The sequence below is a fragment of the Micromonospora deserti genome (assembly GCF_003236335.1).
Classification (GTDB): domain Bacteria; phylum Actinomycetota; class Actinomycetes; order Mycobacteriales; family Micromonosporaceae; genus Micromonospora; species Micromonospora deserti.
The window spans coordinates 24,872-47,316 of sequence record NZ_POUB01000004.1 but is presented as its reverse complement, the minus strand read 5'-3'; the positions used below and the strand labels follow the sequence as shown (position 1 = coordinate 47,316).

General features: G+C 69.7%; 20 protein-coding genes and 3 pseudogenes. 11 read left to right on the top strand and 12 right to left on the bottom strand.

Features of this window, described 5'->3' with window-relative positions; translation table 11 throughout:
* Nucleotides 1-623: 623 nt before the first annotated feature.
* The 7 genes and pseudogenes from C1I99_RS01110 to C1I99_RS01075 all read left to right on the top strand — a co-directional run.
* The gene (locus C1I99_RS01110) at nt 624-1,328 is read left to right on the top strand and encodes a rhodanese-like domain-containing protein (protein WP_111132269.1); all 705 of its coding nucleotides are present in this window, start codon (nt 624-626) and stop codon (nt 1,326-1,328) included.
* Between the two features lie 122 nt (nt 1,329-1,450).
* Nucleotides 1,451-1,798, top strand: a complete 348-nt coding sequence (locus C1I99_RS01105) for a four-helix bundle copper-binding protein (protein WP_199561861.1) — start codon at nt 1,451-1,453, stop codon at nt 1,796-1,798.
* A 111-nt stretch (nt 1,799-1,909) separates the two neighbouring features.
* Nucleotides 1,910-2,044 (top strand): hypothetical protein, encoded by a 135-nt coding sequence (locus tag C1I99_RS34465; protein ID WP_267897454.1) that lies wholly within the window; start codon nt 1,910-1,912, stop codon nt 2,042-2,044.
* A 106-nt stretch (nt 2,045-2,150) separates the two neighbouring features.
* The gene (locus tag C1I99_RS01095) at nt 2,151-2,432 is read left to right on the top strand and encodes an AbrB/MazE/SpoVT family DNA-binding domain-containing protein (RefSeq protein ID WP_111132268.1); all 282 of its coding nucleotides are present in this window, start codon (nt 2,151-2,153) and stop codon (nt 2,430-2,432) included.
* Between the two features lie 333 nt (nt 2,433-2,765).
* Nucleotides 2,766-3,347 carry a site-specific integrase gene (locus C1I99_RS33600; RefSeq protein ID WP_233512244.1) on the top strand — a complete coding sequence of 194 codons (582 nt, stop codon included), beginning with the start codon at nt 2,766-2,768 and terminating at the stop codon, nt 3,345-3,347.
* Nucleotides 3,348-3,739: 392 nt separating this feature from the next.
* Nucleotides 3,740-4,660 (top strand): phosphotransferase, encoded by a 921-nt coding sequence (locus C1I99_RS01080; protein WP_111132267.1) that lies wholly within the window; start codon nt 3,740-3,742, stop codon nt 4,658-4,660.
* Nucleotides 4,661-4,698: 38 nt separating this feature from the next.
* Nucleotides 4,699-6,133: pseudogene (locus C1I99_RS01075) on the top strand (IS1634 family transposase); the annotation flags it as partial.
* Nucleotides 6,134-6,216: 83 nt separating this feature from the next.
* On the opposite strand, the gene C1I99_RS01070 reads toward C1I99_RS01075, so the two are convergent.
* The 5 genes from C1I99_RS01070 to C1I99_RS01050 form a co-directional block, all read right to left on the bottom strand.
* Entirely contained in the window at nt 6,217-6,474 is a 258-nt protein-coding gene (locus C1I99_RS01070) for a winged helix-turn-helix domain-containing protein (RefSeq protein ID WP_233512254.1), read from the bottom strand.
* 53 nt (nt 6,475-6,527) lie between these two features.
* Nucleotides 6,528-6,974 carry a hypothetical protein gene (locus tag C1I99_RS01065; protein ID WP_111132265.1) on the bottom strand — a complete coding sequence of 149 codons (447 nt, stop codon included), beginning with the start codon at nt 6,972-6,974 and terminating at the stop codon, nt 6,528-6,530.
* Nucleotides 6,975-7,388: 414 nt separating this feature from the next.
* Complete coding sequence (locus tag C1I99_RS01060) at nt 7,389-7,589, bottom strand: transposase (RefSeq protein WP_111132264.1); 201 nt, start codon at nt 7,587-7,589, stop codon at nt 7,389-7,391.
* Entirely contained in the window at nt 7,586-8,176 is a 591-nt protein-coding gene (locus tag C1I99_RS01055) for a tyrosine-type recombinase/integrase (protein ID WP_233512243.1), read from the bottom strand. The genes C1I99_RS01060 and C1I99_RS01055 overlap by 4 nt, the downstream gene beginning before the upstream one ends.
* A gap of 123 nt (nt 8,177-8,299) precedes the next feature.
* Entirely contained in the window at nt 8,300-8,638 is a 339-nt protein-coding gene (locus C1I99_RS01050; RefSeq protein ID WP_199561859.1) for an aminotransferase class III-fold pyridoxal phosphate-dependent enzyme, read from the bottom strand.
* Nucleotides 8,639-8,945: 307 nt separating this feature from the next.
* Here C1I99_RS01050 and C1I99_RS01045 point away from each other — a divergent pair, with 307 nt between their 5' ends.
* Complete coding sequence (locus C1I99_RS01045; RefSeq protein WP_199561858.1) at nt 8,946-10,430, top strand: PucR family transcriptional regulator; 1,485 nt, start codon at nt 8,946-8,948, stop codon at nt 10,428-10,430.
* 116 nt (nt 10,431-10,546) lie between these two features.
* Here C1I99_RS01045 and C1I99_RS01040 read toward each other — a convergent pair whose 3' ends face one another.
* The 7 genes and pseudogenes from C1I99_RS01040 to C1I99_RS01015 form a co-directional block, all read right to left on the bottom strand.
* Complete coding sequence (locus C1I99_RS01040; protein WP_111132263.1) at nt 10,547-12,298, bottom strand: ABC transporter permease subunit; 1,752 nt, start codon at nt 12,296-12,298, stop codon at nt 10,547-10,549.
* A gap of 6 nt (nt 12,299-12,304) precedes the next feature.
* Nucleotides 12,305-13,822 carry an ABC transporter substrate-binding protein gene (locus C1I99_RS01035; protein ID WP_111132262.1) on the bottom strand — a complete coding sequence of 506 codons (1,518 nt, stop codon included), beginning with the start codon at nt 13,820-13,822 and terminating at the stop codon, nt 12,305-12,307.
* Between the two features lie 373 nt (nt 13,823-14,195).
* Complete coding sequence (locus C1I99_RS01030) at nt 14,196-14,975, bottom strand: response regulator transcription factor (RefSeq protein WP_111132261.1); 780 nt, start codon at nt 14,973-14,975, stop codon at nt 14,196-14,198.
* Nucleotides 14,975-16,219, bottom strand: coding sequence for a sensor histidine kinase (locus C1I99_RS01025; RefSeq protein WP_111132260.1), 1,245 nt, complete (start codon nt 16,217-16,219; stop codon nt 14,975-14,977). The genes C1I99_RS01030 and C1I99_RS01025 overlap by 1 nt, the downstream gene beginning before the upstream one ends.
* Nucleotides 16,212-16,589: a multicopper oxidase domain-containing protein gene (locus tag C1I99_RS34905; protein ID WP_369122430.1), complete on the bottom strand. Its 378-nt coding sequence runs from the start codon at nt 16,587-16,589 to the stop codon at nt 16,212-16,214. The genes C1I99_RS01025 and C1I99_RS34905 overlap by 8 nt, the downstream gene beginning before the upstream one ends.
* A 620-nt stretch (nt 16,590-17,209) precedes the next feature.
* Nucleotides 17,210-17,674: pseudogene (locus C1I99_RS34900) on the bottom strand (multicopper oxidase domain-containing protein); the annotation flags it as partial.
* Between the two features lie 70 nt (nt 17,675-17,744).
* Nucleotides 17,745-17,978 carry a hypothetical protein gene (locus C1I99_RS01015; protein ID WP_146603857.1) on the bottom strand — a complete coding sequence of 78 codons (234 nt, stop codon included), beginning with the start codon at nt 17,976-17,978 and terminating at the stop codon, nt 17,745-17,747.
* A gap of 500 nt (nt 17,979-18,478) precedes the next feature.
* On the opposite strand from C1I99_RS01015, the pseudogene C1I99_RS01010 reads away from it, so the two are divergent.
* The 3 genes and pseudogenes from C1I99_RS01010 to C1I99_RS01000 all read left to right on the top strand — a co-directional run.
* Nucleotides 18,479-19,112: pseudogene (locus tag C1I99_RS01010) on the top strand (helix-turn-helix domain-containing protein); the annotation flags it as partial.
* A gap of 601 nt (nt 19,113-19,713) precedes the next feature.
* Nucleotides 19,714-21,870, top strand: a complete 2,157-nt coding sequence (locus C1I99_RS01005; RefSeq protein ID WP_233512242.1) for a trypsin-like serine protease — start codon at nt 19,714-19,716, stop codon at nt 21,868-21,870.
* Nucleotides 21,871-21,891: 21 nt separating this feature from the next.
* On the top strand, nt 21,892-22,416 hold the full coding sequence (locus C1I99_RS01000) for a hypothetical protein (RefSeq protein ID WP_233512241.1): 525 nt from the start codon (nt 21,892-21,894) through the stop codon (nt 22,414-22,416).
* The last annotated feature ends 29 nt before the right edge of the window (nt 22,417-22,445 follow it).

Sequence of the window (22,445 nt, the reverse complement as noted above, 5' to 3'; positions counted from 1 at the left end):
GTAGGCGGCCCAGTCAGCGGGTGCGGCGACCACGGCGACGGCGGCCCAGCAGCCGGTTTGAAACCGCAGCGGCGGGCAGCCGACCCGTGCGGGCGTCAGTGCAGAAGATCACGGCACTGGACGAGGTCGGTCTGTGCTAATCCGCTGCGCCGGCGAGGTCGGGCCGGCGTGGTGCTGCCCGTGGGACTGGGCGGTCGTCATGCCGTGGGGCTCTCTGTGCAGAACTGGTCAGGCAGGAACGCGATGTCGGCCGCCCTGGCCGTCCACGCCACCCCGGGTCCCGACGATCACCGGTGCGCAGGCCGTGTGGATCATCGCCACCCCAGCTCAGGGGCGGGGGCGGAGCCGGCCGGTCGCGTGCGTCACCCGGCGGTTGGGCGGTCGTTGAGGCTAGTGGATCGAAGGCCAGCTCTCCAGGCCGGTCACGCACGCCGCGCCGCCCCGATCCGGAGGCGGGGGGTGATCACCCGCTGCGGCCGCCACGCCGGCGGTTCCGGGCGAGGCAGCTTGTCGTGCCGTGGCTCGTCATTGCACAGCTACCCGACCTGCGCCTGTCTCGGCCCATGCCGGCGGTTTCGGTGATCGGACGGGGGGAAATCGGGTAGACGTGACGGAGATAGAACATGGCCGATAGGATTGATCGGGACGGTGTTCAGCGGTTGGTCCGGCAGGAACATGCCCAGGTGGTGGAGGTGCTGCCGCGCCCGGAGTATGACTGGGCTCACCTGCCCGACGCGGTGAACCTGCCGTTGAAGCAGCTCAGCGCCGAGAGCGCGGCGGTGCTCGACCAGAGCCGTCCGGTCATCGTCTACTGCCACGACACGGAGTGCGACATGAGCCCTCGCGCGGCGGTGCGGCTACGCCGTCTCGGCTTCCCACGGGTGTACCACTACGTCGCTGGGAAGATGGACTGGCTGTCCTACGGGCTGCCGCACGAAGGCGAAGCGCTGATGGTCGGCGAGGTGATGTGGCGTGACGCGCCAACCTGCCGCTTGGACGAGCGACTCGCCGACATCCGCCGCAGGCTCGACGAACCGGACTCGTGCGTCGTCCTCGAGGACGGCGTCGTGCAGGGCGTGCTCCGCCACCAGGCGCTGCGGCATGCCCCGGACCAGGCCACCGCAGAGGAGGCGATGACCTTTGGCTCCACGACCGTCCGCCCGAGTGAGGAGGTCGAAGCGCTGACGGCACGCATGCGGCACCGTCACGTCGACACGATCCCGGTCACCAGCTCGGACGGTCGACTGCTCGGCGTTCTGGTACGCGACGAGGCCGAAACCGCGCTGACCAGGCACCGTCAGGCGAAGGCGGAACCGGTCAGGACGTAAACCGGTGCGACTGCTGCCAGGCGCCGCTGCGAGACGGGCCAGCTCGACTCGACGATGTTGATCACGTCTCCGCATGCCGGGCCCCGAAAGGGGTATATCGAGCCGACCGCCGGGAAGAGGGGATGATCTTCATGACTTCCACGTTGGCTCCGGAACAGACCCGGGAGTGTATCGACGCCTGCACCGAATGCGCGATCGCTTGCCACACCTGCGCCGACCACTGTACCCAGCAGGCTGACCCTCAGATGCTCGCCTGCATTCGACTGTGCCTGTCCTGCGCGGACGCCTGCATGGCCTGCCTGCCATCACTGGCCCGCGCCGCGAACTACCAGCAACTCTGCCAGGCCTGCGCGGATCTGTGTGACGCGTGCGCGACAGAATGCGAACGCTACGACGACGAGATCATGCGCCAGTGCGCCCAGGCGTGCCGCCGCGCTGCGCAGGCCTGCCGGCAGATGGCTGCCGCCTGACCCACCACCCGCCCCAACGTCGACCTTGCCGGCCCATGCTGAAGTCAGCGTCGGTAAGCGGAGCATGGGCCGTAATGGTCGACGCCGTGATGCGGCCCGGACCGTCTCCGCGTGGGGCGATGCGTTCAACACGACGCGTCGAGTCTGCTCATCCTCGACCTCACCGGCTCCGGACTCGGCGTCGCCGGCATGGTCGCCGCCGAGATCGCGCCGGTGCTGCTGCTCGCTCCTCCGGGGCGGCGATGAGGCGGCCTCCGCTACCGCTCCCGAGTCTTGCCGTCCCCCCAGCCGCCTAGCTGTCTACGGCCTGGTCACGCTGAACGCGCATGGTCAAATCGCTGATCGGGCGGCCATGAAGGTGCTTCAGTGGGTTCCCGGGCTGCGTTTGAGCATCCGGGAGCGCCGCGGGTTGATCGTGGTGTCGGCCGATCAACAGGGCGTCTTCAAGGTGGCAAAGGAAGGTCACGTCCGGCTGCCGGCGGTGGTTCGTCACTGGTGCGGCCTCGCCGCCGGCGATCGCGTGTTCATCGTGGCCGAACCAGCCAGCGGGCGTCTGGTGGTTTACCCGCCGGCAAAGCTCGACGAGATGATTGCGCAGGCCCACGAAGCTGTATTCGGGGGCGAGCATGAGTGATGCCGCAGCGAATAGTGCTGAGCTGGACGCGGCGCGGCTGCTTCTTGCTCGAATGGGAATCTCGCCTGCTGATCTCTTGGAGGCTGCCGTGGCTCGGCCTCCGTCGCCGACTTTCGCAGAGTACGTCCCTGTGGTGGCGGCTGCGGTCACGGCAGGTACGCGGCGTGCCTACGGCTCCTACTGGAAGCGTGTGGTGGAGCATTGGGGGCAGCGAAGGCTCGACGAGCCCACACCATCGGAGATCGAGCAGCTGGCGGAGTTCGTCAAGACGCACGTTGTGGCTCGGCGAATGCCCGTGGAGGCCGAAGCGCGGCGGAGCACCTTATTGCCGCCTTGCGTTGTCTCTACAAGAGAGCAGTCGCTGATGGGTTCATCGCCGCTTCGGACAACCCCGCATTGAAGGTGGCGAAGCCGCGACGTTTGCCAAGCACGCGCCGAGCGGTGGCGGACACGCGGCTGGCCGAGATCAACGAGGCCGCAGCCAGCACAGGCGACGATCCAGCGCTCGACACCTTGCTGTTGCGGCTGCACACCGAAACGGCGTGTCGGCGCGGTGGGGCGCTGGCGCTTCGTCCGGTCGATCTGGACCCGGACCAATGTCTGATCTTGCTTAGGGAGAAGGGGGACACGATGCGGTGGCAACCAGCTTCCCCGACGCTGATGCGCTATCTGCAGCGGCATGCTGAGGAGCGGGGTGCGACGGAGACGGGCCAGCTGCTGCGCTACCGGAGTGGGCAGCCCATTACGTACCGGCGTTACGACTATCTGTGGGTGCGGATCGGCGAGCACTTACCCTGGGCTTACGTGCAACAGATCAGCACACTGGTTGCGTCACACAACGTTGACATGGGTGGAACGGAACTTTGGTTATGCCATCGCACGGGCCTACGCCGGTCATTCGGAAGGTGGCGGTGATGCTGGCACTACGGCTACCTACGTGCGAGCGACGTTGCAGGAGATTGCCGCCGCTCTGTCGGCGCTTACCAATGAGCCGCACCCTCTGAGCTAGTTGTGTGGTAGGGCGTGGCCTTGCGGTGCTGGGTCCCACCACGGCCAAGGTCACCGCCTCATACCTCAACGAATTTGTCGGCACCGGCTCAACCTCTTCAGGCGGAGTCGACAGAACTTCGGGTTTACTGAAACTCATCGCTGGCGAGGGCCTAGCACGAGATCATGTGGAACCCGACTTGGCTCACCATTCTGGGTTCTGGGCCGGCTTGGGGTTGTGACCTGCATGTTTCCGGTTCGCGAAAGCAGGAACTGCGCACTAATCCAGGTCGTTCGGTGCCTATGGCACAGTCCTGAGTGTGCCGTTGGACGAGCTGCCGGACTGGTTGCCGGCTTGGTGTCTTGACCATCTGGGCGGCGAACCCGCCGGCGTGCTGTTCCAGTCGCAACAGGTCTCGATGGTGTTCGGTCTGCGGTTGGCCGGTGGCAGGGACGTCGTGGTCAAGGCGCGCGCCGACGACGGCCGGGCCGCGTCGTGTGTCGCGGCGCAGGCCCGGCTGGCCGAGCGCGGGTTTCCGTGTGCCCGGCCGCTCACGCCGGTGGTCGGTGTCGGTGCGCTGGCCGTGCATGCCGAGGAGTACCGGCCCGGCGGTGAGGTGTTGCGGGGGGACTCGCCGGACATAGCCTTGCGCTGCGCGGAGGTGTTCGCCCGGCTGATGGCCGAACTTGCCGGCGTGGCTGTCGCGCCGCCGCTGCCGAATCCGCCCTGGGTGCGTTGGGACCACACCGATTCTGGGGTGTGGCCGGCGATCGACTTTCTCGGCAGCCGGGACCAGAGTGTCGTGTCCGAGCAGATTGTCGAGACGGCTGAGCGGGCCCGGGGACGGCTGCTGGCCGCCGGCTTGCCGTGCGTGCTCGGGCACGCCGACTTCGAGGCGCAGAACCTGCGGTGGCAGGGTTGGCAGGTGTGGGCGGTGCACGACTGGGACAGCCTGGCGTGGCAGCCGGAGTCAGCGCTGGTGGGAGCGGCGAGCGGGTCGTTCGCCAGTGCCGGGCCGCCCACGCTGGCGCCGATCGAAAGCTCCGAGGCGTTCCTGGTGGCATATCAAGACATTCGAGGGCGCTTGTTCACGGCCGTGGAGCTGGAGATCGCATGGGCGGCCAGCTTGTGGATGGCTGCGTACAACGCCCGGGAGATGGCACTGCGCGGTGGCACGCTGGCGGGCGGCGATGCGCTGCGGGCGCAGGCAGCCGAACGCCTCCGCCGGGCTAATGCGTAACATCAGCACCAAATTCAGCGGGTTCTATCGTGTCGGTCGTGGCGTACGTGCGGACGGTGAGGACGGCGTCTGGGGCGCGGGCAGTGCAGATCGTGCATTCCCAGCGGCGGGGTTCGCGGGATATCGAGCACATCGGGTCTGCGCATACTGACGCGGACGTGGAGCTGCTCAAGGCGGTGGCGCGGCAGCGGCTGGCCGCGGGGCAGCAGGAGTTGGATCTGCGTCTGCCGGACAGTTCGGCCAACGGGGGCGACCCGTTGCCGATCACGTCTACACGTGCCGGGCATCTGCTGGACGCGTTGGGGCGCGGGTACGACGCCCTGGGGTTCGCTGCCGCTGCCGAGCGGGACGAGGTGTTCAAGGCGCTGGTGTTGGCCAGGATCATCGAACCGACCAGCAAGCTCGACTCGGTGCGGGTGCTGGACGAGGCCGGCGCGCGGGCGCCGTCGTACACGACGATCAAGCGGCGGCTGCGGGTGTATGCCACGGGAGGTAAGGCGTCCGACGTCGGCGGGAAGACCGAGGACGTGCCGGTCGAGGACGACGCTGAGCCGACGTTTGATCCGGACGGCGGTCCGTGGCGGGCGCGGCTGGCACGTGCCTGCGCCGCGCATGTGCGCCTCGGGCCGGCGACGTTGTTGCTCTACGACGACGCTGTACTTCGAGACCGACGAAGGTGACGGGTTCCGCGAGCCCGGCTTCAGTAAAGAGAGGCGGCTGGAACCGCAGATCGTCGTCGGGCTGCTCACCGATAGGGCGGGGTTCCCGCTGATGGTGCACGCGTTCGAGGGCAACCGTGCTCAGACCACCACGATGGTGCCGGTCCTGCGGGCCTTCCTGGACGCACACCACCTGTCCGACATCACGGTGGTGGCCGACGCCGGGATGGTGTCCGAGGCGAAGAAACGCGCGATCGAAGCCTCTGGGCTGTCGTTCATCCGCGGTGCCCGCGTCCCCGACGTGCCCTACGTCGTCAAGGTGTGGCGGGACACCCACCCCGACGCCGAGATCCCGGACGGGCACGTGTTCGTCCAGCCATGGCCGGCCGAACCCGGCGACAAGCGCCGTGACCACACGATCTTCTACCAGTATCGGGCTGACCGTGCCCGGCGCACGCTGCGCGGCATCGACCAGCAGATCGCCAAGGCCGAGAACGCTGTCGCGGGCAAGACGCCGGTCAAGCGTAACCGGTACGTGCGGCTGACCGGGGCGGTCAAGAGCGTGAACCGGACGTTGGAAGCCCGTAACCGTGCCCTGGCCGGGATCAAGGGCTACGTCACCAACCTGCCCAACCCCGAGCCCGAGCAGGTGATCGGCGCCTACAGTCGGCTGCTGCAGGTCGAAAAGTCCTTTCGAATGTCCAAAAGCGACCTTGCCGCCCGGCCCGTGTTCCACCACACCCGCGAGTCGATCGAGGCACACCTGACTATCGTGTTCGCCGCCCTGGCCATATCCCGCTGGATCGGTGGCCAGCAGGCAGGCCGCCAGTGCGGCTCCACCGATCGCCGCATAACCCGCCCGGGGCAGTCGGATCGCCACCATCGGGGCGTGGGCGGCTACGTAGCTGTGGACCTCGACAGTGCGCGGTCGACCAGTTGCCGCAGCGCCTCGACGTGGCCGTCGAAGGCCGTCCGGCCGCGCGGGGTCAGGGTGACGAGGGTACGGCGCCGGCGGCCGGCGCCTTCCTTGCGTACCTCGGCGTAGCCGGCCTCGACGAGCGTCGAGACCTGTTTGGAGAGTGCGGAGTCGGTGAGTTCGATACTTTCCCTGAGGAAGCTGAACTCGGCCCATTCGGTTGCCGCGAGCAGCGCCATCAGGCTCAGCCGGGTCGGCGGATGGATCAGCTCGTCGAAGCCGGCCGGAGTGGTCATGAGGTCGCCCGGCGCAGGATCATCCGGTACAGCGGTTCGCCGGCTGCGACGAGGGCGGCGAGCAGCATGCCGAGCACAGTGTTGTGTAGTGGGCTGTCGATCCGGTTGACCAGCCACATCCCGACGAAGGCGAGAACGCCGGCGGCGAGGGCGAAGCCGCCGAGAACGGCCCAGAACCGGCCGGTCAGCTGGGATCGGTGTAGGGCCGCCTTGCTCCGCTGACCGGCGCGGGTGAAGCAGATCAGGGCGGCGACCGCGGCGGCGCCGAAGAGGGACAACTGCAGGGCTGGTGGCACGGGAAGATCCAGCGCCGCGAAGCCAGCGATCATCGCGAGTTGCGTCCCCCAGCCGCGGTGCCGGCCGCGGGACGCGCCGTCGATGGCCTGGTTGCGGCGCTTGGTGACCTCCGCGAGGCGGGCCTGGGCGTCGTCGATGTGGCTCATTCTGATACCCCCGTAGTTTGACTTGCCTGGCAGGAAAGTAACAGTTCACTTTCCCATTAGGCAAGTCAAAGTCAGGTGCGCGAAGCGGGAGCTTCAGGGGCTCCCTACGTGGGGGCGGGGTGGTGAGGCTCAGACTTACCGCCCGTGCGGAGGTGACCACCGATCGTGTAGGCGTGCGCGTCCAGGATGGAAGCCCGTCGCGGCTCGGTGAGCAGGCCCGGGAAGTGCCGGCAACTCTCCCGTCCTCCTGTCGAGCTGCCTCGTTTGTGCGCCCATACCTGGATAGCGCTGGTGATCTGGGCACCAGAGTGGTTATGGACGAGGTTTAACCACGCTGACGCCCAGATCACCACCGGCTTCAGAGGTGGGCTGAGCGCGGGCCGGTCGGACTTAAGAGCCTGGTAAATAAGGGTTTCAGGTGTGTTGGTGGCGGGCGAGGCGGCGGGTCATGACGATGATCATGGCCCATTGGACCATCGCGGCGTGGTGTTCGGGTCGCCGTTCGTAGTCGCGGACAGTGCGGCGGCAGCGGTTGATCCAGGAGAACGTACGCTCCACGCACCACCTGCGGCCGGGCCTCGACGGCTGCGGCAGCAGCGTGAGGGTGGCGTTCACCGGTTCTCACCCCACACGGTGCGCAGCGCGGCGTCGAACGCCGGATCGTGCACATCCACGTGCGCGTAGATCTCGTCCACCACCGACGTGGATGCCCAGCCTCCGGCGTCGCGGGCAATGACTAGGTTCCCATCGGCCGCGTCGAGGACGGCGCTGGCGAAGGAATGGCGAAAGCAGTGCGGCTTGACCAGCCCCAGACCGGTTCGCCGCCCGGCCCGCGCCAGCATCCGCCGGGCCGCGACCGGCGCCCACGGCCGTCCCCGTCCCGAGCCGTAAAGCTGGACCAGCAACATCCCGTGCCCCGCGCCGCCGCGTGGGTACTCGCCGGTGATGTAGTCGAAATAGCTGTGCACCATGGCCGGGCTGACCCGCTTGATCAACCCACCCGTCACCGTGCCGGCCTCCACCCGCCACGGATGCTTCGTCTTCGCGTCCGCCCGGTTCGGATTGCCCGGCCGATGACATACGTGCACGTGCGGCGAGCGGCACTGCCCGCACGCTGCGTTCTCGCGAAGATGCAGGTCCACCAGGTGCAGCCCGCACAGCTCCCCGATCCGGAAGCCGCCATCGGCCAGCCAGGTCACCACCAGCCGATCCCGAGCCGTGCCCACCTCGGCCAGCAGCCGTTTCTCGCGGGCCCTCCGGGAGCATCTTCGGATGCCGGCGCTGCGAGCCGCGCGGCGCCAACGGGTTCGCCGGCATCGTGGTCTTCACGTGGGGCCAGGGCGCATCGCGGCCTCGACGGCCTCGCTGCCAGAGTTGGTGAAAAACAAGCTGTCCAGCCCTTCTGGCAGCACCTCGCCCAGCTTGGCGACGAGACGGCGCAGCGGCTGGTTCATGACCGTGGTGTACTGGCCGTGGATCAACGTGGCGACCTGCTCCTGGGCCGCCTGGACCACCCGCGGGTGGCAGTGCCCGGTGCTGGTGACGCCGATGCCGGCGGTGAAGTCGAGGTAGCGCCGGCCGTCCTCGCCGTAGAGGTACACGCCCTCCCCACGGGTCGCGACAACCGGAGTCGCCTGCCGCAGATGCGGCGACAGATTTGTCATACTCGTCTCCCAGCCCAGCGCGTACATCGGTCGTCCTGAGCGTCGCAAGGCGGGAACGCGCGGACAACGAGCAATCCGTCGCCCACAGCCGGCACCGACTGGACGTTTTGTCAGGCCGACATCCGGTCGCGACGGCGGCGTTGGGCTGCGGGGCGAGTCACACTCGCCCGCTGAGCTGGGGATCCGCTCTTGCGCACACGCCGCCCGCTTGATTGGGTTACTCACCGTGACATCAGCACCGAAGGCCGGCGGACCGCACGACGACGCTGCGGATCGGGGGCCGCTGCGCCCGCTCACCGTGGCCGACGTGCTTGAGTTGCCGGTCCTGGCCGCCGGCCAGCCGAAGGTCATCTGCGGCCTCGGGCAACTGTCACGTCTCGTCCGGTGGGTACACGTCACCGAACTCACCGACCCCGCTTCGTTCCTCAAAGGTGGAGAGCTCGTTCTCACCACCGGCATGCCGCTGCCCACCGAGCCGACTCTGATCCGCAAATACGTCGACGAGTTGGCCCAGGTCGGCGCTGCCGGGCTGGTGATCGAACTGGTCAGGCGGTATCGCACACCGCCCGACGAGCTCGTCCGCGCCTGCCGCGCCAACGATCTACCGCTGATCGTGTTGAGCAGGGACGTCAACTTCGTTGACGTAACCCAGACCGTCCACGCCCTGATCCTCGGCAGCCAGGTCGAAACGCTGCGCCGAGCCCAACAGGTCCATGAGGCGTTCACCGCCCTGACGCTGCGCGGAGCGCAGCCCGAGGAGCTGGTACGCGCGGCCGCCGAGATGAGCGGATACCCCGTGGTTCTGGAGAACCTGGTTCACCAGGCGATGTTGTCCGAGTCGACCGGCCGCGCGCCGACCGACGTGCTCGCCAGGTGGGAGCGGCGCTCCCGGGCCACGCCCTCGCCGCATCAGACGGACGTGTGCGGGCCGGAGTCGTGGCTGGTCACCCCGGTCGAGTACCAGGGTGAAGAATGGGGCCGTCTGGTGATGCTTCCCGACCCCACCACCTCGCCCGCCTTCGGTGCCGAGCACATCATGGTCCTCGAACGTGCCGCGATGGCGCTGACCATCGCCCGACTGATGCAGGGCCGCCCCTGGGAACGCGCCGCCCACCGTACGGCGCTGCTGGACCTGGTCGAGCAGCGCTACCGCTCGGCGAGCGAGGCCCGGGCCCGCATCGAGGCGCTGGGGGTGCCCACCGACGGGCACCGAATCATGATCGCATTGGTCACGCTCGCCGGAGGCGTCGATGACCAGGCCCAGCTCGAGGACGACCTGGCACGGCAATTACAGCAGGCCGGGGTACCCGCGCTTCTCGCTGCCGTATCCCCGACCCGCGTCGGGATGCTGCTCGCGCTCAAGCCCTCGCGCCCGTGGCGACCTGTGGTCGAACGGCTCGGCACGCACGTCCAAGGCTCGTATCCCACCGCCGTGGTGAGCGTCGGTTGCGAAATTTTCGACATCACGCACGCAGCGCGCTCCTTCCACCAGGCCGCCCGAGTGGCGCACGCGGCGGTTCCCGACGGTCGGCCCTTCTACGAGGACTCGGACATAGGTCTGCGCGAGTTGCTCTATGCGCTGCGCGACGACCTTCAAGTGCAGGACTACGTAGAGCGGCACATCGGCCGTCTCATCGAGCACGACAACCGGCACGGCAGCGATCTGCTAGCCACCCTGCACACCTACCTCGATGTGGCCGGCAACAAGACGCTCGCGGCACGCCGCCAGTCGATCTCCCGGCAAGCGCTCTACGAACGGCTACGGGACCATCGAACGCCTCCTCGAACGTGACCTGGAGAACGGTCGACAACGAACCCAACTGCACGTCGCCCTCACCGCCCTCGACGTATTCCGGTTGCCGCACTCGGCTGGCGGGCGCTGAGCCGGGCGCCGCAGCGACCGTGACCTCAGTCTCTGTTCCCCTCCGACGCCATAGCGGAAACGGCGAGAACGGAGAGCAGGACGAGCGCGCAGGCCGGGCCGAGCACGGTCCAGGGGGCCAGTTCCACGTACGGCTGGTTCTCCGACAGGAGGCGGCCCCACTCTGGAGTGGGTGGCTGCTCGCCCAGACCGAGGAAGCCGAGGGAGGCCAGCACGAGGACCGTGGTGGGCAAGCGCAGAAGGGCGTTGCGCCGTACGGCGGGCAGCACCGCAGGCAGCAGGTGGTGGCGCAGCAGGTGCATGCGGCCGGCGCCGAGCGAGATCGACGCGAGCACGTGACTGCTCGCCCGTTCCTGTTCGAACAGAGCCGCAGCCTGGGCGGCGTAGGGGGTCCAGCCGACCACGCACACTGCGCACGCGGCACCCCACACCGACGGACCGGTCACTGCGGTCGTCAGCAGTCCGGCCAGGACAGCCGGCAGCGTCGACATCACTTCTGTCATGCCCGCGCTCACCCGTCCCGCCATGCCGACCAGCAGCCCGGTGATGGTGTTGACCGCCGTCACCGCGAGGGCCACGCCCGCCGTGCGCAGCGCACCGTGACCCAGCCGAGCGAGCAGATCACGGCCGAGCGCGTCCGTGCCCAACGGGTGCACGGCTGAGGGGGGCAGCAGGCGGGCTGCCGTGTCTACGTGTAGGGGATCCCGCAGCAGCCCGGCTACAACGAGTATGAGCAGGGCGAGCAGACAGCATCCGGCGACCCAGCGTGTGGAGTGCCGGCGCGGGAGGGCCGGCGAGTGCAGGGCGGGCAGGGCGCCGTCGCGCAGGGCGGGGCCGAGAAGAGCGCGGCGCAGGGCCTGGATGAGCAGGCCCGCGGCGACGCCGAGCAGGACGAGGACCAGTGTCGCGGTCTGCAGCGGCGGGAGGTCCTGGGCAATGGCGGCATCCAGGGCGAGCCGGCCGAGCCCTGGAATGTTGAATATCTTCTCCACCGCGACTGCGCCGCCGACCAGGGCAACGACGGTCGGCAGGAGCTGTGGAAGCACCCCGGCCAGCGTGCGACGCAGCGCATGCCGGGCGATGTAGCCGGGCGAGAGCCCGCAGGCGTACCAGGTCCGCGCCCATGGCTCGTGGAGGGCGGCGGGCAGGGACTGGTCGAGCAGGCCGCCGATCATCGCCCCGGACGGCACGCCGAGGGCGAGTGCGGGCAGCACCATCGACCCTGGCCCCTCCCAGCCGCTGGACGGGAACCAGCCCAACCACACCCCACACACGGTGGCGAGCAGCGAGGCGAGCACGAACTTGGGCAGCGCGGCGAGGATGGCGACCCCGATGCCCGTCCGCTCCTGTCGTAGTCGCCGCCGGGATCCGAGGTACAGGGTGCGGGCGCTGACCAGCGCGGCCACCGCGATCGTGACCACGAGCGCGCCGAGCATCAGCGTGACGGAGACCGCGAAAGCGGTCGTCACCTGGGGCAGGACCGGTTCGCCCGAGACCCAGGAGGTGCCCGCGTCGCCGCGCGGAAGTCCACCGAGCCAGTGTGCGAGATGCCGGAACGGCCCCTCGTCCAAGCCCAGTTGCTCCCGTATGGCGGCCAACTGCGCAGGGGTGGGATCCTGGTCGGCGGAGCGGGCTCGCAGGACCGTCAGCGCGGGGTCGATCCCGGACAGCCAGGGCAGCAGGGCGACGGCCGCCAGCAGGGCGGCCCCGGCGACGACGCGGCCAACGCCCGCGCGCCACCGGGCCGGGCGGGCACCGGCCGACGTGGCACTGCTCATCCGTCGCTACTTCAACCGGGTGTCGAGGTCGATCAGAGAGCGCTCGCGGGGGTCGAGGACAACACCCTCGACATCGGTGCTGATGCCCTGCACGACTTTCTCGTGGATGAGCGGCACGACGGCATCGGTGCGCAGGATCTCCGCCTCGGCCCGCATGATCTTCTGCTGTCGCTGCGCGGTGTCGCCTTCTGCGGCCGCGGACGTGATGGCCTGGTCGACCGCGGAGTCCTGCAGGCCCGCTATGTTGTAGACGCCGTTGCTCGCAAAGTCGCTCGCGAGGTATGCGACCGCGTCGCCAGTGTCGAGGAGCGTCACCCGGGAGAAGACGAGCGCGTCGTACCTGCCCGCGAGGAGGTCGGCCTCCATCTGCGTGTACTCGCGTACGTCCTGCTGCACGGTGAACCCGGCCTTCTCCAGCTGCTGCTGCAGGACGGTCGCGGCCTCGGGAAGTTCCGTGCGGTTGGTGTAGGTGGCCAGGCGTACCGTCCTGCCGTTGGTCCTCGACTTGACCTGTGCGGTGGTCGCGGCCGTCGCGCGGCCGGTCACCGCGACACGCTTGTCGGCCGCCCAGGAGATGGCGGGTCCGAACAGGCCCTGTGCTGGGTCGGCGTATCCGCCGAAGACCGAGTCGACGAGAACCGAACCGTCCACGGCCTCGCGGGCAGCCGCGCGCAGCGACTCGTCGGCGAAGATGCCGCTGCGGGTGTTGAGGACCAGGCTGTCGGTCCGCACGGAGGGCACTTCGTGACGGGTGTCCTTGCCCAGCAGCTTCGCCTGGGCAGTGGGGATCCACTCGGCGATGTCGACCTCTCCGGCGCGCAGGGCGTTGGCGCGGGCCGCGCCGTCGGCGATCCACGTCACGTCGATGCCGGATGCCTTGGCCTTGCCGCCCCAGTAGTCGTCGAAGCGGTCCAGAGTCGCCGTGGTCTTCCCGGTGAGCTTGGTGATCTCGAAGGGGCCGGTTCCGGTGCCGACCGGGCTGACGGTGCCGTCCTTCGCGTACGCCTTCGTGGAAAGGATCCCCAGCGCGGGGCTGGCGAGTCGCAGCGGGAGCACCGGGTCGGCCGCCTTCGTGCTGATCGTGATGCTGTCGGTGTCCTCGGCCTTAGCCGTCAGTGTCACGTCGCTGAGGACGCGAGGCTTGATCTTGGCCGCATTGGCGTGGTCGAGCGCGTTGACGACGGACTCGGCGGTGACCTCAGTGCCGTCCTGGAACGTGGCCTTGCGCAGCTCGAAGACCCAGGTGGTGGCGTTTTTCTGGGTCCAGGACTTCGCCAGCGCCGGCGCGGCGGTTCCGTCCGCGTCCAGCGCCGTGAGCCCTTCGACCACGGAGAGCTTGCTCAGCACGGTGGCGTCATTACTGTACGGGGACAGGGCCTGCACCGGCGGCACCGCGAGGGCGACCCTCAGACGACCGGATGCCCCGGCTTTCGCATCGGTGCCCGAGCCGCCCGACGCGAAACAGCTGGCCAGCAACGGGGTGAGCGCAAGCGCCACGAAGAGGCCGCGGGAGGTGGTGCGCATGATGGGTCCTGTCGTTCGAAAGGCTGGGTCACGCCCCGGCTCACCGGATGCGGCGAGCGGGCCGCGTCAGCATATAAGGTAAGCCTAACCATCCTTCTGCAAGGTGGTTGAAATCCCAATCAGGCCCTCGACGCCTCCAGGTTCTACGCCCCCTACCAGCGCGGGGGCACCCTCCTCCTTGCGTCACTCCGCCGACGCCAGCAAACATGCCGGTGGCCGAAACTAGCGGCCGGTGTGCTGCACCGTCGCGCACCTCGATGGTTACGTGCTCTGCAGGGCATCCCGCTGCACCGGATCGGCCAGGTGCGGGAGGAGGTCAGAACTCCAGCTCAAGGCCATGGCACGGGTATTGGAATACTTCAGGCCATTCGTCCTACCGGATATGCAGCTCGCCGGCCTCGTACATCGCGATTACGATCTGCGCCCGTTCTCGGGCGCCGAGCTTGGCGAGGATCCGGCTCACGTGGTTCTTCACCGTCCAGATGCTGAGGAACAGCGAAACGCTGATCTCCTCGTTGGTCAACCCTCGGGCGACCAGCCGCGCGACCTCCCGCTCCCGCGGCGTCAGCGAGTCGAGCGCGGTGGACCGTATGGCGGGCGTGGCACTGGCGGGCGGCGTGGCACCGGCGGGCGGCGCGGCACCGGCGGGCGGCGCGGCACCGGCGGGCGGCGTGGAACCAGAGACGGGTGCGGCCGGATCGGCAGCCGGCGCGGAACCAGCGGCGGGTGGGGCGGCGAACCGTTCGATCACCCGGCGGGTCACCGCCGGGTCGAGCAGCGCCTGGCCCTCGGCGACCAGCCGGACCGCCCGGCGCAGCTCGTCCGGGGCGACATTCTTGGTGAGGAAGCCACTGGCCCCCTCGCGCAACGCACCGAAGACGTACTCGTCCAAGTCGAACGTGGTCAGCACGATGACCCGCGGCGTCGGGTCCGGCGAACCCGCCACGATCTGCCGGGTGGCCGCGATGCCGTCCCGGGCGGGCATCCGCACGTCCATGAGTACGACATCCGGCCGCAGCTCCGCTGCCATGCGCACCGCTGCGGCGCCGTCGGCCGCCTCGCCGACCACGACGATGTCGACGGTCCGCTCCAGCAGGGCCCGGATTCCGGAGCGCACGTCCGGCTGGTCGTCGGCGATCAGCACCCGGACCATCAGGTGTCCCTCACCGGCAGCCAGGCGTCCACCCGGAACCCGCCGCCGCCGTCCGGGCCGACCTCCAGCCGGCCACCCAGGCTGCGTACCCGTTCCCGCATCCCGGCGATCCCGTGCCCGCCCGGCGCCACCGGCCAGGCCTGGCCGGGCACCAGCGGCCCGGGCGCGTCCTGCCCGGAGGAGGCAGGGGAGCCGGACGCACCCCGGCGCGGCGATCCCGCCGATACCGAACGTCCCACGCCCTCGTTACCCGGATCGGCAAACCTGAGGTGCAGCGACCCGCCCTCCCGTCGCACGGTGAGCGCCGCCCGGGCGGCGCCAGCGTGCTTGAGCGTGTTGGTGAGCGCCTCCTGGGCGATCCGGTACGCGGCCTGGGCGACCGACGCCGGCACGTCCCGCACCCCGTCGAGGTCCACCCGCAGATCCAGTCCGGCCCGCTGCGCCACCTCCGGTAGCCGGCCCAGGTCGGCGAGCGTCGGCGCGGGCCGCAGCGGCGCCGGTGCCGCGTCGCGCAGCAGGCGTACCGTCCGGGAGGTCTCGCGGACGGCCTCGTCGTGCGCCGCCAGCGCGGCGGCGATCGCCGCCCGGCAGGCGTCCGGCTCCGCGTTAACGGTCTCCTCGGCGAGCCGCAACTGCAGGCCGATCACCACCAGGCTGTGCGCCGCCACGTCGTGCAGGTCAGCCGCCACGACCAGTCGCTGCTCGGCCAACCGCCACTCGGCCTCCTGGCGTGCCTCCTCGTCGGCCCGGGCCAGCCGCCGCCGCACCTCCTCGGCCCACCGGCGGTGCTGCCAGACGGCCTCCCCGACGGCCAGCGCCAGGCCGACCACCACGAGGCTCTGCGCCTCGCCGACCAGCACCCCGAGCGGCCACTCGTCCTCGACCAGGATCCGCCACCCGACGTTGCCCGCCAGCAACGCCACCGCCAGCAGCGCTGCGGGCCGCAGGTGGCCGCTGGCGGCCGCGCCGAGGAAGGGCAGCAGCAGCGGCCACGCCGTCCCGATCCCCGGGTAACCGACCAGGTGGTACGTGACGACCGCCGCCGTGGAGACCAGCAGCACGGCGAGCCGGTGCCGCCGGCGGGCGAACTGCAGGCCACCGAGGACGAACCCGAGGATCCAGCCGGCCGGGCTCACCGGTAGCGACGCCGGCTCCTCTGCGAGGGCGGTGACGGTCCACACCGACACGGCGACGACGGCCGCCAATGCGGCGTCCCGGCCGAGCCGGCGCACATGCTCAGTCATGATGATGGCCAATGTCTGCGGGGGCCGGCGGCGCGACCACCGCCGGGTCGGTGCCCGGCGTCACGAGGACGAACTGGCCCATCATGCCGGCGTCCTCGTGTGCCAGCAAATGGCAGTGGAACATGAACGGCCAGGTCGGCGACGGGTACGCTCCGAACTGGACGAGCAGCCGGACCTCGGCGCCCGGCGGGACGTAGACGGTGTCCTTGCGGCCCCGCCCCGCTGGCTCGGGCCGCCGACCGGCCACCTCCAGCACCTCGAACGCAGCGTTGTGGATGTGGAAGTTATGCGGCAGCCCGACGTCGTTCCGCAGCCGCCAGATCTCGGTGCTGCCGAGCGGCACCACGGCGTCGATCCGGGAGGCGTCCATGGCCTTCTCGTTGATGAGGAAGTCGCCGAGGCCGAAAACGCGCTCGGCCCGGCCGGCGGCCGGCTGCGGTAGTCGGGGCGACGCCGGCAGGGCCGCCGGCAGCGGCGGAGCCGGGCGCAGGTTCTGCGCGGCGCGCAGCTCCAGGATGTCGAACTCGTCGGCGCCGCCGGCCAGGCGGTCGACAGATTGGCGCCGAGCTCCGGCGGGCGGCTGCGCAGCCGTACCCGCTCGCCCGGACGCAGCTCCACCAGCAGCTCGGCCCGCTCCCCGGGGCTGAGCCGCAGGTGGTCGACCCGGACCGGCGCCGGCAACAGGCCGTTGTCGCCAGCCACCACGTGGAAGTCCCGGCCGCCGCCGAGAACCAGGTCGTAGATCCGGGCGTTGGAGGCGTTGAGCACCCGCAGCCGCACCCGCTCGGTACGCACGTCGAGCACCGGACCCCAGACCCCGTTGACCAGGATCTCCGAACCCAGCAGACCGGTGACCGCGAACCCGCCGAAGGCGATGTTGGCGTGGTCGAGTCGGCCCTCTGGGGTGAAGTCCTTGTCCTGCACGATCAGCGGGATGTCGTCCACCCCGTACTCGCTCGGCAGCAGGCCCTCGGCCGCGCCGTCGTCGACATACAGCAGACCGGCGACGCCGCGGTAGACGTGCTCCTTGGCACGCCCGTGCGGGTGGGGATGGAACCACAGCGTCGCGGCCGGCTGGTCCACCCGCCAGGCGGGCTGCCACACCGCGCCGGGCTGGATCATGCGGTGCGGGCCACCGTCGAACTCGGCCGGCAGTTCCATGCCGTGCCAGTGCAGCGTGGTCGCCTCCGGCAGTTCGTTACGCACCACCGGGGCGAGGGTGTCGCCCCGGGACACCCGTACCGTGGGCCCGAGATAGCTGCCGTTGACCCCCCAGGTATCCGCCCGCTTGCCCGGCAGCAACTCGGTCTGACCGGTCTGCAGCCGCAGGTCGACGCGGAGCCGTCCGTGCGCGTCGCGGACGCCGCGGGCCAGCGGCGGGATGGCCAGCGGCCGGTCGAACGACACCTGGCCGACGTTGCTGCGGTACGCAGTGCTCCAGACGTACCCGGCCATGCCGGCCGCAGGCAGCGCCACCACCGCCGGGTGGCCGCCCCGCGGAGCAAGGCCCGGCGGGAGATCCCCATTACCGACTGCCGCCCGTGCCTGGGCGCCGAGCCGGCCAGCCGGCGATCAGCAGGCCCACCGCGATGATCCAGATCGCCACCCAGGATTCCGGCGCGGGCACGATCCGCGGATCGCGCAGGATCACCCCGATCGGCACGAACAGCCCGCCGAACAGGGTGAAGACCCCGAGCAACGCGACGACCACGCCAGCCAGGCGGCGTAGCAGGACCCCTCGAGATCGAGTTTTGGTCATGCCGACGACGCTATGCCGGCACCTGGCCGCGCCACATCGCTCCACAGAGCCATTCCGGACCACACGCGAGGCCGGACAGTGGCGTAGCGCGACCGGGAGCGGGCTACCCTGGCGCGTGCGCGGTTATCCCGCTTATCGCGCGCCGCAGGGCTCCTGCCCCACCTACGCGCATCCACCCGAGATCGAATGTGGCTACGAGCCCGCATCGCCGCAGATCAGCGACGATCAACCGCAACACAAATTCGGACATTCACCGATGACTATCCGGTGGTGGGCCGGAGGCACCACCATGCGAACCAACTGGCGACCGTCGCCGGCGCGCCGTTGCCAACGCGGGGTACGGGATCACCCCCGCGTGCGCGGGGAGCAGCAGCTCTGGCTCTAGTGCTCTGACCAGAAACGTTCACCGGGTAGGTGACACGCCGGGTGGCGCTGGGACCTGGAGGTCAGGACTCACCCTCGACGGCGGTGATGTTGGCTGTCGAGAGTGGGTGGGCGGGTTGGCCGAGCCGGTACGGGCACGCTGGTTGACGCAGGACGAGGGCCGCAGCGTTCGGGTCCGCCGGGCGTTGATCATCATGGCGTCGGCGTCGGGTACGCCGGTGCCGGCGATCGCGCGTCTGGTCGCGGCGCACGAGGACACGGTGCGTGATGTGATCCACGCGTTCAACGAGATGGGTCTTCGCGCGCTGGACCCTCAGTGGGCGAGAGGCCGTCCCCGCCGGATCAGTGACGACGATGAGGCGTTCATCGTTGCGACGGCCACCACGCGGCCGGCCAAGCTCGGCCACCCGTTCACTCGCTGGAGCCTGCGCAAACTCGCCGACTACCTCGCTACTACCAACACGGAGCGGCGGGTGCTGGTGGGCCGGGAACGGCTGCGGCAGCTACTGCGTGACCGATCCGCACACGGCGGCCGGACGGCGCACCGATCTACGCATCCTGGACAACCTGTCGGCGAACAAGACCCCCGCCATCCGCTCCTGGGCCGCCCGGAACAAGGTCGAGTTGTGCCTCACCCCGACCAGCGCGTCGTGGGCCAACCCCATCGAGGCCCAGTTCGGGCCGCTGCGCACCTTCACGATGGCCGGTTCAAACCACCCGAACCACACCGCGCTGGCCCGCGAGCTGCAGACCCCTCGTGGGCGACCAACACCATCGGCAACGCCAGCGGAGCCGGTTTCGGCGTCATCGATGACCGGGACGGGCGCTACAACCACGGAACCTACGACGAGATTCTGCGATTCGAGCTGTGGACGCACGAGTACTTCGGCTGGGTCACCACCGCCGGCTGGTACACCGGTCCGGGCTACTGCACCGCCCAGATGCGCTCGGACGACCGGGGTGCGACCTGGTAGCGGCAGTATCCGGACCTGGGCGCGGGACAGCATTTCATCGGTGCGCGTACCAGTTACTTCGTCACCGCGTACCGGTGTTGACCGCAAGGGTCCCCGAACCCGCGCCGGCCTGACCCCACCCGCGTCGCCGGCGCGGTGACCTCCCCACCGAATTCGGCCCTGACCTGCACATTCAATCCGGGTGCAAGTGCGAGTCAAATGGCCTGCCTCAGGGTGGATGCCGGCCGCCGGACACACCTCGCTGTCTTCGGCCGATCGCATCCGTCAACGGGGGAGGGCGGCCTGCCCATGTATCACGCTCACCGGGGCGTTGCTGTTCGCTGGCCGGCAGGGATCGGCCAGCGAACCGGTATGTCCTCGATTGGATGGGAGTAGCCGTGCGTCGGTGGTTGTGGTTGGCCTTGCTCGGACTTCTCGGTGGTGCGGCGGCCGTCGTCGCAGGTCCGGCTCAGACGTCGGCGGACGGCATCGACCCGTTCGTGGCCAAGATCGAGGTGGGCACGCCCGGGGCGGGTGGCACCAGCTGCACCGGTTCCCTCGTGCACCGGCAGTGGCTGGTCACCGCCCGGACCTGCTTCGAGGCGGGAGGCCAGACCGTGACGCTGGGGCCACCGAAGCGGGCGACGATGGCCACCGTCGGCCGGGCGGACCTGAGCACCACGTCGGGTCACGTGGTGCCGGTCGTGCGGCTGGTCCCGCACCCGCAGCGTGATGTCGTCCTGGCCCGGCTCGCCACGCCGATCTCGGGTATCGCGCCGGTGCCGATCGGTTCGGCCGCCCCGAGCGTGGGCGAGCGGCTGCGACTGATCGGGTACGGCCGCACCCGCACCGAATGGGTGCCCAACCGGGCGCACACTGCCACCTTCGAGGTCACCTCCGTCGGCACCTCCACTATGGACATTACCGGTGTCACAGCGGACCAGGCCGGCCCCTGCAAGGGGGACGCTGGCGGCCCCGCGCTGCGTGACGGTGGCGGGGGGACCGAGCTGGTGGCGATCGGGCACTCCTCCTGGCAGGGCGGGTGCGTCGGGGAGACGGAGACGCGGCGGGGTGCGCTCGAGACCCGGGTGGACGACATCCGGGACTGGATCAGGCTCGCGACGACCGACGTGTCGGTGTTCGGCGTGCTGGCGGACGGCCGGCTGACGTACTCCGGCATCGACTCCGCGACGGGTGACCGGCTGGGGACGGTGACGTCGGCGGCGGCGCTGCCCTTCGCGGCTGGGTCGATGGCGACGTTGAACTTCAACACACTGCTGGTCGCCTCGACGACCGGAGTGCTGTACCGGGTGGACATCACCGCCACCAACCCTTTGCGCTTCGATCCGCCGGTGCAGATCGGCACGGGTTACACGCACAAGCTGCTGGCGTACGACGGGGACGGCTCGCTGTTCGGGATCGCGGCGGCCACGGGGGCGCTGCGCCGGTACACGGTGCCGAGCGCGAAGCCGTCCACCCTGATCAACAACACGTTGATCGGCGACCGGGGGTTCGGGACTCTGAAGACGCTGGCGACGGCGGGACCGGATCTGCTCCTGGCCACGACCAGCGCCGGGGTGTTGATCCAGTACCGGATCAGCGACAACACCTGGTCCCGGACGGACCTCGCGACGTCGGGCTGGGACTACGAGCACCTGCTGTCGCCGGGCGACGGTCTCTACTACGCGCGTGCCGCGCAGGGCGCCATGCTGCGGTTCCGTGACCAGAATCCGCTCAACGGCAGTGGCACGGACATCCAGTCGTTCCCGAGCGACCCGGTGGACACCAGTGGCTGGAATCAGACCCTGCTGTCGGCCGTGCCGCTGACGTCCTTCCCGGAGAGCCCGGTCGACGTGTCGATTTTCGGCATCCGATCCGACGGCCGGTTGACGTACTCGCAGATCGACTCCGCGACCGGTGACCGGCTGGGGACGGTGACGTCGGCAGCGGCGCTGCCCTTCGCGGCTGGGTCGATGGCGACGTTGAACTTCAACACACTGCTGGTCGCCTCGACGACCGGAGTGCTGTACCGGGTGGACATCACCGCCACCAACCCTTTGCGCTTCGATCCGCCGGTGCAGATCGGCACGGGTTACACGCACAAGCTGCTGGCGTACGACGGGGACGGCTCGCTGTTCGGGATCGCGGCGGCCACGGGGGCGCTGCGCCGGTACACGGTGCCGAGCGCGAAGCCGTCCACCCTGACCAACAACACATTGATCGGCGCCAGCGGGTTCGGGAGCCTGAGGACGCTGGCCGCGGCGGCGCCGGACCTGCTTCTGGCCACGACAAGCGCCGGCACGCTGATTCAGTACCGGATCACCGACACGTGGGCGCGGACCGACCTGGCTTCGTCGGGCTGGAATCACGCGCACCTGCTGTCGCCGGGCAACGGCCTGTACTACGCGCGTACCGCGCAGGGCGCCATGCTGCGGTTCCGTGACCAGAATCCGCTCAACGGCAGTGGCACGGACATCCAGTCGTTCCCGAACGATCCGGTGGACACCGGCGGCTGGGACCAGGCATTGCTGTCCGCCCAACCCTTTAGCGCCTGACGGATGGGGAGTCACATCGTGATGCGAACGCGACTGCTGGCGGCGGTGCTCGGCCTCGGTGCTGCCGGGCTGCTGGTCGGGGCGTCGGCACCGACCCGCGCCGTGGCCGACGACGCGCCTCCGTCCATCGTGGAGGATTTCAGCTACCCGGGTGCCGCGCAGATCCTGGCGCAGCAGAACGTCAAACTGATCTCCGGTGATGGGCACATCCTGCTGGCCGACTGCGCCACGCCGCCGGAGGGCGACATCGGGCTGCTGAAGGTCTGGACCACGGACGAGCAGATCGGGGCGGACGGCATCGGACGGGTCTGCTTCAAGGTGACGGCCCGGACCGGGCTGCTCAACCTGGAGGTCCCCGGTGTGTACGAGATCCGCGGCGACGGTCAGCGCACCGGCACCGGCCACGAGGTGACCGCGGAGCTGCGCAGCGACGAGGGCGAGGAGATCACGGTCGAGGTCGACCCGGACGGTAGCACCCAGGTCGGCCTTGGTGCGGATCCGGACGCCTCCCCGACCATGTTGCTGCGGCTGACCGTCGCGGGTTGACGTCAGTCGATTCATGTAGGCGGAGTTGA

Bases quoted from the DNA above. Each gene is read 5' to 3' on its own strand.
- C1I99_RS01110 (WP_111132269.1), top strand. From the start codon at position 624: ATGGCCGATAGGATTGATCGGGACGGTGTTCAGCGGTTGGTCCGGCAG.
- C1I99_RS01105 (WP_199561861.1), top strand. From the start codon at position 1,451: ATGATCTTCATGACTTCCACGTTGGCTCCGGAACAGACCCGGGAGTGT.
- C1I99_RS01095 (WP_111132268.1), top strand. From the start codon at position 2,151: ATGAAGGTGCTTCAGTGGGTTCCCGGGCTGCGTTTGAGCATCCGGGAG.
- C1I99_RS01070 (WP_233512254.1), bottom strand. From the start codon at position 6,474: ATGGCGCTGCTCGCGGCAACCGAATGGGCCGAGTTCAGCTTCCTCAGG.
- C1I99_RS01065 (WP_111132265.1), bottom strand. From the start codon at position 6,974: ATGAGCCACATCGACGACGCCCAGGCCCGCCTCGCGGAGGTCACCAAG.
- C1I99_RS01050 (WP_199561859.1), bottom strand. From the start codon at position 8,638: ATGACAAATCTGTCGCCGCATCTGCGGCAGGCGACTCCGGTTGTCGCG.
- C1I99_RS01040 (WP_111132263.1), bottom strand. From the start codon at position 12,298: ATGAGCAGTGCCACGTCGGCCGGTGCCCGCCCGGCCCGGTGGCGCGCG.
- C1I99_RS01035 (WP_111132262.1), bottom strand. From the start codon at position 13,822: ATGCGCACCACCTCCCGCGGCCTCTTCGTGGCGCTTGCGCTCACCCCG.
- C1I99_RS01030 (WP_111132261.1), bottom strand. From the start codon at position 14,975: ATGGTCCGGGTGCTGATCGCCGACGACCAGCCGGACGTGCGCTCCGGA.
- C1I99_RS01025 (WP_111132260.1), bottom strand. From the start codon at position 16,219: ATGACTGAGCATGTGCGCCGGCTCGGCCGGGACGCCGCATTGGCGGCC.
- C1I99_RS34905 (WP_369122430.1), bottom strand. From the start codon at position 16,589: ATGGACGCCTCCCGGATCGACGCCGTGGTGCCGCTCGGCAGCACCGAG.
- C1I99_RS01015 (WP_146603857.1), bottom strand. From the start codon at position 17,978: ATGACCAAAACTCGATCTCGAGGGGTCCTGCTACGCCGCCTGGCTGGC.
- C1I99_RS01000 (WP_233512241.1), top strand. From the start codon at position 21,892: ATGCGAACGCGACTGCTGGCGGCGGTGCTCGGCCTCGGTGCTGCCGGG.